The sequence below is a fragment of the Puniceibacterium sediminis genome (assembly GCF_900188035.1).
GTDB classification, from domain to species: Bacteria; Pseudomonadota; Alphaproteobacteria; order Rhodobacterales; family Rhodobacteraceae; genus Puniceibacterium; species Puniceibacterium sediminis.
In genome coordinates, this window is sequence record NZ_FZNN01000007.1 from 108964 (window position 1) to 120372 (window position 11409).

The 11409-nt window shown below is 60.8% G+C and carries 17 protein-coding genes; 1 reads left to right on the forward strand and 16 read right to left on the reverse strand.

The genetic code is table 11. From position 1 onward, the window contains the following. Window positions 1-149: 149 nt before the first annotated feature. The 11 genes from CHB75_RS09625 to CHB75_RS09675 all read right to left on the reverse strand — a co-directional run bounded on the left by CHB75_RS09625 (window position 150) and on the right by CHB75_RS09675 (window position 6660). Window positions 150-1331, reverse strand: coding sequence for a CmpA/NrtA family ABC transporter substrate-binding protein (locus CHB75_RS09625; RefSeq protein ID WP_089270334.1), 1182 nt, complete (start codon window positions 1329-1331; stop codon window positions 150-152). Next, window positions 1328-1912, reverse strand: a complete 585-nt coding sequence (locus CHB75_RS09630; protein ID WP_089270335.1) for an ANTAR domain-containing response regulator — start codon at window positions 1910-1912, stop codon at window positions 1328-1330. Before CHB75_RS09630 ends, CHB75_RS09625 begins: the two co-directional genes overlap by 4 nt. Window positions 1913-2061: 149 nt before the next feature. Continuing rightward, window positions 2062-2580, reverse strand: a complete 519-nt coding sequence (locus tag CHB75_RS09635; protein ID WP_089270336.1) for a flagellar basal body-associated FliL family protein — start codon at window positions 2578-2580, stop codon at window positions 2062-2064. Between the two features lie 12 nt (window positions 2581-2592). After that, window positions 2593-3327 carry a flagellar basal body L-ring protein FlgH gene (flgH, locus tag CHB75_RS09640; RefSeq protein ID WP_089270337.1) on the reverse strand — a complete coding sequence of 245 codons (735 nt, stop codon included), beginning with the start codon at window positions 3325-3327 and terminating at the stop codon, window positions 2593-2595. A gap of 11 nt (window positions 3328-3338) precedes the next feature. Next, on the reverse strand, window positions 3339-3755 hold the full coding sequence (gene flgA / locus CHB75_RS09645; RefSeq protein WP_089270338.1) for a flagellar basal body P-ring formation chaperone FlgA: 417 nt from the start codon (window positions 3753-3755) through the stop codon (window positions 3339-3341). Next, window positions 3752-4537: a flagellar basal-body rod protein FlgG gene (flgG, locus tag CHB75_RS09650; protein WP_089270339.1), complete on the reverse strand. Its 786-nt coding sequence runs from the start codon at window positions 4535-4537 to the stop codon at window positions 3752-3754. Before flgG ends, flgA begins: the two co-directional genes overlap by 4 nt. An 18-nt stretch (window positions 4538-4555) precedes the next feature. Further along, window positions 4556-5266: a flagellar hook-basal body complex protein gene (locus CHB75_RS09655; protein WP_089270340.1), complete on the reverse strand. Its 711-nt coding sequence runs from the start codon at window positions 5264-5266 to the stop codon at window positions 4556-4558. 2 nt (window positions 5267-5268) lie between these two features. After that, window positions 5269-5538, reverse strand: a complete 270-nt coding sequence (locus tag CHB75_RS09660; protein ID WP_089270341.1) for a flagellar biosynthetic protein FliQ — start codon at window positions 5536-5538, stop codon at window positions 5269-5271. Window position 5539: 1 nt separating this feature from the next. Beyond that, window positions 5540-5845, reverse strand: coding sequence for a flagellar hook-basal body complex protein FliE (gene fliE, locus CHB75_RS09665; RefSeq protein ID WP_089270342.1), 306 nt, complete (start codon window positions 5843-5845; stop codon window positions 5540-5542). A gap of 23 nt (window positions 5846-5868) precedes the next feature. Then, on the reverse strand, window positions 5869-6261 hold the full coding sequence (gene flgC, locus CHB75_RS09670) for a flagellar basal body rod protein FlgC (RefSeq protein WP_089270343.1): 393 nt from the start codon (window positions 6259-6261) through the stop codon (window positions 5869-5871). A gap of 15 nt (window positions 6262-6276) precedes the next feature. Beyond that, window positions 6277-6660: a FlgB family protein gene (locus CHB75_RS09675; RefSeq protein ID WP_089270344.1), complete on the reverse strand. Its 384-nt coding sequence runs from the start codon at window positions 6658-6660 to the stop codon at window positions 6277-6279. A 91-nt stretch (window positions 6661-6751) separates the two neighbouring features. On the opposite strand from CHB75_RS09675, the gene CHB75_RS09680 reads away from it, so the two are divergent. Further along, a complete protein-coding gene (locus CHB75_RS09680) occupies window positions 6752-8146 on the forward strand; it encodes a FliI/YscN family ATPase (RefSeq protein WP_089270345.1) in 1395 nt (464 codons plus the stop codon). Window positions 8147-8339: 193 nt separating this feature from the next. On the opposite strand, the gene flbT is transcribed toward CHB75_RS09680, so the two are convergent. From flbT to CHB75_RS09705, 5 genes are all read right to left on the reverse strand, one after another. Further along, a complete protein-coding gene (gene flbT, locus CHB75_RS09685; RefSeq protein ID WP_089270346.1) occupies window positions 8340-8744 on the reverse strand; it encodes a flagellar biosynthesis repressor FlbT in 405 nt (134 codons plus the stop codon). Continuing rightward, the gene (flaF, locus tag CHB75_RS09690) at window positions 8741-9118 is read right to left on the reverse strand and encodes a flagellar biosynthesis regulator FlaF (protein ID WP_089270347.1); all 378 of its coding nucleotides are present in this window, start codon (window positions 9116-9118) and stop codon (window positions 8741-8743) included. The genes flbT and flaF overlap by 4 nt, the downstream gene beginning before the upstream one ends. An 89-nt stretch (window positions 9119-9207) precedes the next feature. Further along, a complete protein-coding gene (locus tag CHB75_RS09695) occupies window positions 9208-10560 on the reverse strand; it encodes a flagellin (RefSeq protein ID WP_089270348.1) in 1353 nt (450 codons plus the stop codon). 205 nt (window positions 10561-10765) lie between these two features. Beyond that, window positions 10766-11125: a flagellar protein FlgN gene (locus CHB75_RS09700; RefSeq protein WP_089270349.1), complete on the reverse strand. Its 360-nt coding sequence runs from the start codon at window positions 11123-11125 to the stop codon at window positions 10766-10768. Next, window positions 11118-11396 (reverse strand): rod-binding protein, encoded by a 279-nt coding sequence (locus tag CHB75_RS09705; RefSeq protein WP_089270350.1) that lies wholly within the window; start codon window positions 11394-11396, stop codon window positions 11118-11120. The genes CHB75_RS09700 and CHB75_RS09705 overlap by 8 nt, the downstream gene beginning before the upstream one ends. Between the last annotated feature and the right edge of the window lie 13 nt (window positions 11397-11409).

Sequence of the window (11409 nt, forward strand, 5' to 3'; positions counted from 1 at the left end):
AAATCTCTGGGAGAATTTTGTCGGTGGACGCCATTGTCTGCCTACAGGACCTTTGTGCGACAGCGGCAGTTCTCTGGCAAATCTAATTTTATGAAAGACGTGGAAAATTGCGGCAGCGCAGCAATTTCAGACCGGAAGCGCCCGAAAATTCAGCGTTCTATCTGTGAAGGATCAAAAACGCGGCCATCGAAAAACACATCGCGGCTCAGCGTTATGCGGCCTGATTCTGCGGGAAGCGTGGTTCTGGCACCAAGCGCGCCTTCGACCTTGGACGAGGCGGCGGGCAGTTCGGCGCTGGTCTGGCGCAGGGCATTGCGGTGCAGATTGCTGCGAAACACGCCCTCGGCCGTGTTGACCGAAGCGACCCGGTCGAGCCCCGTACGCAGGGCGAGCTGAAGCCCGATCCACTGCGCCTGCGACCGCCAGGGAAAACTGGCCGCACCGGCGTGAAATTCGATAAAGCCTGGGGTGTCGCGCTGATCGCCACGCGCGGAAATGACCAGGCTGCCGTTCAGCGACCGGTCGAGAATTTCGGCCGGAAGGTTGAGATATGTGGGGCGGCTGAGCAGTTCCGCCGCCAGAGTGTTCGACGACGAATCCCCCAGCCAGCGCCCGGCACGCCAGACCGCGCGGATCAGACGACCCAGCAGGGCGGGTTCGGCATCGGCCCAGTCGCTGCGCACGGCAAGCACCTTTTCCGGGGCAAAGGCCCAGATCGCGGCCCCGGGCAGCAGCAGCGACCCGACACCGTTTTCAACCGCGATCGAGCCCCAGGGTTCACCGACGCAAAAGGCGTCAATTTCGCCCGCTTCGATCGCCTGCGCCATGAGCGAGGGCGGCACGGTGCGGATATCGACGTTCTGCGGCGCGGGCAGGCCCAGCGCGGAGAGCCAGTAATACAGCAGTTCGGCATGCATCGAAAACGGAAAGGGCACGCCGATCCGCAGGGTGGGCACGGCGGCCTTGATCAGTGCGGTTCCGGCCGCGCGGGCATCGTTGAATGCAAAATCATGACCGCCGTCGCGCAGCCGTTCCGCCAGCGCGTTGCTGACCCCGATGACCGTTCCGTTGATCGACAGCACCGACACGGCGGCGAGCGGCGCCTGCGTGCCGCCCAACCCCAGCGCCGCCGCCACGGGCATCGGCGAGAGCATATGCGCCGCGTCGACACGGCCAAAGCTGAGCATATCGCGCAGGGATGACCAGGACGGCGCGCGCACCAGATCAAGGGTGATGCCCTCTTCGGCGGCAAAGCCCATTTCCTGCGCCACGATCAGGGGGGCCGCGTCCAGCAGCGGGATGAACCCGACGGAAAGTACCGTGCCCTTCATCCCAGCAGCCCCGCCGCCGTGACCAGCGCGCCGGCCACGTCTGCCACCCGCTTGCCCTGATCCATCGCGGCCTTGCGCAGCATGGCATAAGCCTCTTCTTCGCCCACCCCGCGCGCCTTCATCAGCATACCCTTGGCGCGGTCGATGACCTTGCGTTCTTCGAGCGCGCGCTTGGTTTCCATCAACTCCGTGCGCATGCGCTGGAACATATGGAACCGCGCGATGGCGGCATCGAGAATGGGTTTGAGCCGTTTGGGGTTGAGCCCGTCGACCACATAGGCCGACACGCCGGCCTCGATCGCGGCCTTGGTCATGCCGTCGTCCGAACGGTCCACGAACATCGCCACGGGCCGCTCCATCGGGCCAGAGGCCAGCGCGAGTTCTTCGAGCATGTCGCGTGAGGGATTCGAGATGTCGATCAGCACCACATCGGGCGACAATGCCTTGACGCGGCGGCCCAGACCGGTCGCCTCACCGATGACGTGGATGTCGAAATCGCCCGCCTCGCGCAAGCTGTCCACAATGAGCAGCGCGCGGTCCCGGTCGTTTTCGACCACGATTACGGAAAGACGGTCAGCCATGCCCTAGCGGCGCTGAGTCGGGAGCAAATGTAAATGTCGCATGGCGTGTTCCGGCACGTCGTTCGGGGGCTGCGCCCAAAACTTGGGCGTCTTTGCCCGGGGTCGGATTGTCCGCCCCAGAGACGCGGCGCACAGAGTCATCGGCCGGATCAGGATTCCTGCTTGTTGATTTCGGTGATCAGAACGTCCTTGACGATCGGGCCGACACTGGTCCGCGCCGCCGTAAGCAAGATCCGACGCAGCGGGTCCAGTTTGTTGGGCTGGGTGAACGCGCCCTCAAAGCCGCCGACATTCGCGTGGTCAAACAGCACCTGCAGAAAGCCGTCCCGCAGTTTGGGTTCGCGCTGTAGCACCTGGCTAGAGGTGCCCGCGTTGACCTCAAGGCTGAGCGAGACGACCACAAGCGCCGAAATACGGTTCTCTCCGATCACCGGCACCACGAACTGGTTGGACATCTTGACGTATTCAGCCGTATCAACTTCGCCCTCGCCGCCCTCTTCGCCATGCGACGCCGCAGGCGCCGTTTCGGCATGGGCATCCCCGGCAGGCGGCGCGCAACCATCGGCGGTGACCACTTCTTCAGGAGCGGCGGGTTTGAGAAGAATACCCGCGCCGAGCCCGCCGCCGATGCCGACCAGTGCAAGAATTATGGGAAGCAGCTTGCGCATCTTTATGTTCCTTCAGAAAGGCAGGACAGCATCAAGAACCTGCTGACCGATCCGGGGTTGCTGCATGTCCGAGATCTGACCGCGTCCGCCATAAGAGATGCGGGCCGAGGCGATCTTGTCATAGGTGATTTCGTTCTGCCGCGAGACATCGGCGGGCCGCACGTAGCCGGTGACAAGCAGTTCACGCAGTTCGAAATTCACCCGCACCTCTTGCGAGCCCTGAATGGCCAGAACGCCGTTTGGCAGCACCTCGGTGATGGTGGCGGCCACGCGCAGGGTCAGTTTTTCGTTTCGTTTGACCGATCCGTCGCCCTTGGATTGGCTGCTGCTGTCCAGAGACACCGCAGAATCCAGCGAAGCACCGTCGGTCAGACCCTGATTGATCCGCTCCGGAATGCCGAGGAGGTCCGGTACACCAAGGGATTCGGACCCCGAACGCGACCGTGCGGTAGTGTTCGAAATCTCGGCTTTTTCGTCGATCTCGATCACGACTGTCATGATGTCGCCGCGGCTCATCGCGCGCCGGTCGCCCAGCAGCGATTGCCGCCCGCCATCCCAAAGGCTGGCGCGGACAATGCTGTTTCGACTGGGCAGAGTGCGCGGCAGGCTGGCATAGACCATGGCATCATGCTGGGCATCATCGTTGGGCGGGGTAAACGTTGGGGCACGTCCGATATGATCCATGCGGCCGCACGCGGAAATGGCAAAGGCAAGGGCAGCAAGGGCAAGGAGGGTTCTTGGCATCATGGGAAGTGCTTTCATTGCGAAACGTGAACAGAGCCGTCGGGCTGCACGGCGCCAAACAGGGTGGTGTGGGAATCCAGATTCATCACCCGGATCCGTTCGCCCACCCCACCGCGATCCAGAGCGCGCCCCTCTGATGTGATGCGCAGCCCGCCGCGCGCGAACACGAGCGAGATGATCTGGTTGCGTTCGATCAGCGCCGCGGGGCCAACATGTGCGCGCAGGACCGGCCGACCGGCATAGAGCGAGACGCGCGCCTCAAGCCCGAGGACATCCATCGGATCTTCGAAACCGGCGTCGAGGCTGCCCGCTTTCATGCTCAGCGCGTCGGCAGTCACGATTTCCTGCGCGCGAATGGTGCGGTTGGCGATGACCATGTCGGCCCATGCAGGCCCGGCGAAGATCAGCAAGAGGAGAGCGAGCCGGATCATCGGATTTGCGTCGTCGCGCCCAGCATCTGGTCGGCGGCGGAGATGACCTTGGCATTCAGTTCATAGCCGCGCTGCGCCTCGATCAACTCGGTGACTTCGCGCACCGCGTCGACGGAGCTGTCCTCAAGATAGCCTTGCCGCAGGGTGCCAAGACCGTCGAGCCCGGGAGTGGTGACATTGGGGGGGCCTGACCCTTCGGTTTCGACAAAGAGGTTCGAGCCGATCGCCTCGAGTCCCTTGGCGTTGGTAAATCCGGCCAGAGTGAACTGACCCAGAAGCTGTGCACCGGCGGTGTCGGCGAAGTAGGCGTAAACTTCGCCAGAGCCGTTGATCGAAATACTGCGGGCATCGTCGGGAATGGTGATTTCCGGCGCCACGGCATAGCCATCCGAGGTAACGATCAGCCCCTCTGCGTTGCGTTTCAGCCCGCCGTCACGGGTATAGGCCGCCTGTCCCGAGGGCAGAGTAACCTCAAGATAACCCAGACCTTCGATGGCAACATCGAGATCGCCGCCGGTGACCGAGAGCGCGCCCTGCTCAAGCTGCATCGATACGGCGGCGGGCCGCACGCCCATGCCAAGCTGAACACCGGTGGGCAGCACCGTGCCGTCGTTGGCATTGACCGTGCCCGCGCGCATCATCTGCTGATAATGCAGATCCGAAAATTCGGCCCGGCGCGTATTGTAACCCGTCGTGCTCATGTTCGAGAGGTTGTTGGCAATGACCTCGACCCGCATCTGCTGGGCGCTCATGCCGGTGGCGGCGATTTTCAGTGCACGCATTTTGCTGCTCCTTGCAGATTATCTGATGAACGTCTTGATGGCGTTGGTGATGCGCTCGTTCTCGGCCTGGAGAAAGTTCTGCCCCATCTCGTAGGCGCGCTGCACCTCGATCATGCGGGCGATCTGACCCACGGCATTGACGTTGGAGGATTCGAGAAAGCCCTGCATCACCATCGGCTGCTCGACTGGTTCGAAACCGTCCGTGCTTTCAAAAAAGGTGCCGTTTTCGCGGATCATTCCGTTGAAATCAGTAGGCTGCACAACGCCGACCTGCCCCAGTGGACGGCCCTGACTGCTGAGCGTGCCGTCCTGCGCGATGGCAAGGTCGCCGGCATCCGGCGGAATGAAGATCGGCGCACCACCGGCATCGAGCACCGGATAACCATCGGGCGTGACCAGATCACCGTTCGCGTTCGGGGTGAAGGCGCCCGCGCGGGTCAGGCGATCACCATTCGGCGTCTGCACCAGAAAGAATCCATCGCCCTGAATACCGATGTCGAACTGTCCGCCGGTCTTGGTCAGAGTGCCCTGCAGGGTCGAGGTGTTGTGGATCTGCGCCGTCGCCATCGAGATGCTGCCCATATCGGTGCGGGCGATGAATTCGGCAAAAACCACCCCTTCCTGACGGAAACCGGTGGTGGCGGTGTTCGCGATGTTGTTCGCAATCACCTGCATTTCGCGCATCAGCCCCGACTGGCGGGTAAGGGTCGTATATCCTGCAGTTTCCATGGCTAGCCTCCGGCTATGATGGGAATGATCTGGTTTTGGAAAAAGGCCACCAGGGTTTGGGTCATGAAGCTCATCGAGAGCCAGAAGACGCCGACGATGCAGGCCAGTTTCGGCACAAAGGTCAGCGTCATTTCCTGGATCGAGGTAAGCGCCTGGAACAGGCCGACCGTAACACCCGCAACAAGCGCCGCCGTGAGGATCGGCACCGACGTGATGGTGGCGATCCAGAGTCCCTGGCGGAGCGTGTCAAAGAAGATGGCCTCGCTTAGCATATCAGACCGGCATTCTCAGGATTTCCTGATAGGCCTCGACCACCTTGTTGCGGACGGTAACCACCGCCTCGACGGCAATCTCTGACTGGGCCAGCGCCTGAACCAATGTATGCGGGTCCGCGTCGCCCACCATGGTCGCCTTGGCGGCATTCTCGCCATCACGCAGGGTCTGCGCAAAGTCGGTGGCGAGCTGGCCAAAGGCCGATCCGGGTTGATCCGCCCGCGGTGTTGCCGTTTCAGGCTGCGGTTCGGTGACGGGGCGGGATGCCGCATAGGTCTGCGCGGCGAAAAGTGAACGAACGTCCATTCTGGTCTCCATTCGGTAGGGGGTTAGCGGCGCAACAGCTCGAGCAGGCTGGACGACATTTGCCGGGCCTGATCAAACATCTTGAGGTTGGCGTCATAGGAACGCTGCGCCTCGCGGGCGTCCGCAATTTCGATGATCATATCCACGTTCGAGCCGTCATAATTGCCGTTCGCATCCGAGAGGGGGTTTGACGGATCGTGGATCTGCTGCAGATCCGAGCGGTCGAGGTGGACCCGCCCGGTGCTGACTGTGGCCACGCCAGTGCGCGGGTCGGTGTCTGCTTCGAACGGCACCGTCTTTCGACGGTACCCGGGTGTATCGGTATTGGCGATGTTCTCGGACGTGAGCCGCAGGCGCATGGCCTGAGAGCGCAGGCCACTGGCCGACATCGCAAGAGAGTTGGTAAAATCAGACATGGTTTCCCCCTGCCGTTAACCGCGCCCAAGACTGGTGCGCAGGATGTTGAGGTTTGAGCGATAAATCGCCAGCGACGTGTCATGCTCGCGTCGGGCTTCGACAGCGGTCAGCATCTCGGTTTCGATGGACACGGTGTTACCGTTCGGATCTGCCGATTCGCGACGTTCGGTGGTGGGGATTTCGGTTGCTGTCTGGCCCATCAGATGAGCCGCCCTTGTGGCCCGCAGCTGATCCGGGCCGGAATGGCGATCCATCATCTGCGCAAAGCCCATGACGTCGTGGCCACGGTAGCCAGGCGTGTCGGCATTGGCGATGTTCTGCGCGGTAACGCCCTGCTGGGTCCCGGCATGCCGTGCCATTGCCATGGCGGTTTTGAATATTTCCAGGTTCTGGAACACCGGGGCTTCTCCCTCGATTTATCTTGGCTTCAATCAAGGCTTAACCCTGATTCCTTTAGAAACAGTGATCAGAGCATGAAGGGATCGCACGATGGACCGAGACGAGATTACGGGCCTGCGTGCCCAGCTGGCTGGGCTGCAGACCGTGCGCGCCGTTGGCCGTGTAAGGTCGGTTGATGGTACGGTGATTTGGGTGCGGGGCTTGGCGCATCTTGCGTCGATCGGCGACCGGGTCCGCCTTTTGCGCGGTTCGGGCGAACCTGTGAGCGGCGAGGTCCTGCGCATTCGTGAGGATCTGGTTGGCATGCTGCCCGACACCGGGATCGAAGGCGTTTCACAAGGTGACCGCGTGGCAGTATTGGGTCCGCCAACGCTGGCCCCATCCGATTCCTGGATCGGCCGGGTGATCGATCCCTACGGCGCTCCGCTGGACGGGCCACCCTTGGTTAACGGACCGCAGCGTCGCCCGTTCCGCGCCGCACCTCCGCCGGCCGCGCAGCGGCGCGGGCTTGGTGAGCGGCTTGAAACAGGTCTGTCGGTGTTCAACACACTGCTGCCCGTGGTCAAAGGCCAGAGAATCGGTCTTTTCGCCGGGTCGGGCGTCGGCAAGTCGCGCCTGCTTGCCCAATTCGCCAAGGGGATGCAGGCCGATGTGGTCGTCCTTGCCTTGGTTGGAGAAAGAGGCCGCGAAGTGCGCGACTTCGTCACCAACGTATTAGGCCCCGAAGGTATGGCGCGCGCGGTCGTCGTTGCGGCCACTTCGGACCGTTCCCCGCTTGAACGTCGTCGCTGTCCGCAGGCCGCGATGACCATTGCAGAACACTTTCGCGACCAGGGAAAACACGTTCTCTACCTTGCCGATTCGATAACGCGTTTTGCCGAAGCGCACCGCGAGGTGGCCATCGCATCGGGCGAAATGCCGGCTCTGCGCGGCTTTCCCCCATCGACCGCGCATCAGATCATGACTCTGGCGGAACGTGCAGGTCCGGGGATGGGCGACATGGGTGATATCACCGCGGTTTTCAGCGTACTGGTGGCTGGGTCGGATATGGACGAACCCGTGGCAGATATCCTTCGCGGTGTGTTGGATGGGCATGTCGTGTTGGACCGGCAGATCGCAGAGCGGGGACGCTTTCCTGCTGTGGATCTTCTGCGCTCTGTCTCGCGCAGTCTGCCCGAAGCTGCGAGCGACGAAGAAAATGTTCAGATTGCTTTGGCGCGCAGATTATTGGGCGCCTATGCACGCTCTGAAACCATGATCCGCGCTGGCCTCTACCGTGATGGTAGCGATGCGCAGCTGGATCAGGCGATCAAGGCATGGCCTGAATTAGAAGCCTTCCTTGCCGAAGCTTCGGCTTCCGGAATCGAAAACAGCTTTTCCCGGCTTCAGTTACTCTTGCGTCGGGCCACTTCAGGAAACGGATCGGCTGCGCCACTCAGAAACACAATGACCCCGGCAAAGAACCCTGCAGGACGAGGCGCATGAATTTAGCGGTCGGCTAACTGGGACTGGGACTGGGACTGGGACTGGGACTGGGACTGGGACTGGGACTGGGACTGGGACTGGGACTGGGACTGGGAAACGCCTATTTGCTCTATCGAGAGCGTTCAACCCGCGAAATTTGACGTGGGAAAAGGCGATTTGTCTGACCGGGCCAGATGACTTTGGTCGCGGTTGTTCAGGTCAAATGCGCCGCAAGAAGCCGGTCTTCTCTGGGAATGAGCGCACGCAGTGACTTCAGGCACTGATAAAATTGATCGCCAAGCAAAGCTTCGGTGGCCGCTGACAGAAGGGTGCGACTGTCAGCGTCAGTCAGGATGCGGCTGAGTTCCTCGATGTGGCGCAGGAGCCTGTGGCGACTCTCTTCCGGATCCGCATCGCCCGTCAACACGAGCTGAGTTGCATAGCAGATGCGGCGAACCGGGGTGCAGGCTTCCTCAGGGTGAATGGCATCCCGCAAACGCAAGATATTGGCGTTCGGTGACACAATCGATAGGCGGCTGCGTTTGTCGCCGTTTTCGATCACCGCGCCGTTGATCAGCACGCGTTCCTTGGGGGCCAGTTTCAAGACAAGTCCGCTCATTTATTCGCCCTCCGTCCGCTCAGTCCACGCAGGACAGCGACGTTGATTTCGAGAATCGGACCAACCTTGGCCTCGCGCTTCAGGACCCGGCGGGTGTGTTGCTGCATGAATTCGGCAAGGTAGAATATCCGTGCGCGTAGTTCCTGAGGAAGGTCATTTCCGGAACTGCTGACATCGACAGCCAAAGCGGTCCAGAGCTTGCGGTTCTCGTGTAAAGCCTCGACCAATTGCGGAAAGCCGCCCTTACCCTTTTGGGCTGCAGTCTTCAGTCGGTATGTCACCTGCGCAATCAGTTCGTATTCGGTACTGCGTTCCGAACGGGTTGAACCCGCGTTAGCCGAGTAGGCGCGTTGAGCCAGGGAATGTGCGTTCACGTCACATCCTTCCAAAATTCATATTTCTTACTAGATTAGGAGATCGGCCGGGTACGGAGGCCGGATAACCGGCCTCCGTTGAGCTGCGCTTAACGGAAGAGCGACAGCAGGGACTGCGGTGCCTGGTTGGCAATCGACAGCGACTGAACACCCAGCTGCTGCTGAACCTGCAGAGCCTGAAGGCGCGCAGAAGCTTCTTCCATGTCTGCATCGACCAGTGCGCCGATGCCCGACTTGAGCGAGTCGCTCAGGCTGGTGATGAAGCCAGCCTGGGTTTCGATACGACCCTGGGCCGAACCAAAGGCTGCCGCCGAGTCGATCGACGTCTGGATCAGTTCCTCGACAGCTGCGATAGCTGCTTTTGCACCACCTTCAGTGCTGACATCGATATCTGTCAGGATATCAAGACCACCACCGGCAGTACCGCCGGAAGTCACCACGATGTCGGTAGCAGCAAAGGCGGCGGTGCCGACCACACCAGAGTTGTTGGTGATCGTGAAGGTCGCGGTGCTATCGCCATCATCAGTGAAGCTTGCAGCGAAATCTTCGTCGTAGCCAGCTTCGGCCAGCGCCATGTTCACGCGTGTGGCAAGACCTTTGGCGATATCGGCAGTGCTATCACCAGCTTTGGCAACATAAGCCACCGCCGAGGTGATATCGGTACCCGCACCTGTCGAGAGCTTGTCAAAGAAGGTTGCCGCAAGCGTGTAGGTATCACCGGCAAGGACGCGATTGCCGCCACGAGCCGCGGCCGTGGTGTCACCGTTGATCGCAAAGTCTTCAGAAGACCCGACTGGTGCTGCAATCGTACCGGTGCTGCCTGCGACTGCCGTTGTGGCGATAGTGGTTGCTGATGCAGCCACGGTGCCAGCAATCTGGGCTGTTTGCGCCAGCGACTGCTTGGTGACCCCAATGGAAGCAGAGGTCACGCCGCTTGCTGTCCGGTCGAGCGAGGACAGGACGTTCACGGTGCCCGAGGTGGTGTTTGTGACCTGCTGGGCAATGCTGTTGGTCGCGCCGCTAGTTTCGGCATCGAAGTCGAGAAGGTTCAAACCGTTGAACTGAGCTGCGCCCGTAACGGATGCAATCTGATCACGCAGAGCACCGATATCGGCCTGGATCTTGGTCCGGTCAACGTTCTCTTCCTGCGACGCGACGATCTTGCCCTTCATCTGGGTCAGCAGATCGGTAACAGTTTCCGCAGCAGAGCGGGCAACGGCGACAGTGGATTCACCGAGGTTAAGGCTGTCCTCAATCGCTTTGAAACCCTTGACGTCCGATTCCATGACCTTGGAAATGGCCCAGACAGCGGCGTTGTCCTTGGCGGTGGCGACGCTTTTACCAGTCGAGATCTGGCCCTGGATCGTGCCGAGGTTCGAGTTGATGGATTTCAGGGTTTGCAGCGCAACCATTGCGCCATTGTTTGTCAGAATGCTTGACATGTGATGTCTTCCTTGCAGTCGGTCGGCGCTTTTGCGCCTGGTTTCGATGTCGCCGCTTTCGGCGTCTGAAAGGTCTTTCTGACACTTGCAGAGGCGGTGTTGCCGCGTCTGCGCCACCTGTTCGGGTGCATCACCGTTTTACATCCATCAATCCTAATGGAGTGCTAAAACCGCTATTTGGGTTAAGGCACATTTGAGACAAATTTCACGCTCGCCGTTCGAGTTTGTTTTCCGCGCTGGTCAGCAATGCCGACTTGCGCCCGTGCTGGTCATATGTCTCAAGCGTTTTGCGCAGGTGGCGCATGGCACTTAGCCGACTGGCCACATTCCGTATACCTGCAAGGGCCTGATCAAACAGAGCCTGATTGCGCCCAAGCTTGGCCTGCAGGGCGGACACAGTTTCGACATCATCTACGCCAGATTCGGCAAGGGCATCGATCAGCGCCGACTTGCGTTCCATCACGTCTTCGATTCGGTCCAGCGCGCCGTTCAGCAGCGCAGAGCGTTCTTCTTCCAGCAGCGCATCGAGCGCGGCCATGATATCCGTTGTGGTTTGCTCAGTCATTTTCGCGTTCCTTCAATGCATGATAAAGCGATTCAGCAAGTCCAATTCCACCACCCTCAACCATCGCGCGGGCCTGCTCCTGGCGCAGAAAAGAGGAAAACTGCTCCTCTCCCTGACCCCCACCGAAAGATTCGCTGGTCTTGCCCAACCCGGCGGCCTTGAGCATTTCGGCAAGAAATCCAGCCTCCAACTCTTTGGCGGCTTCGCGCAATGCCAAATCGCGGCGCGCAGACACGTCCGGGATTGAGGGGGAGAGAGAAACGGGATCCATACTTTTGCTCCAA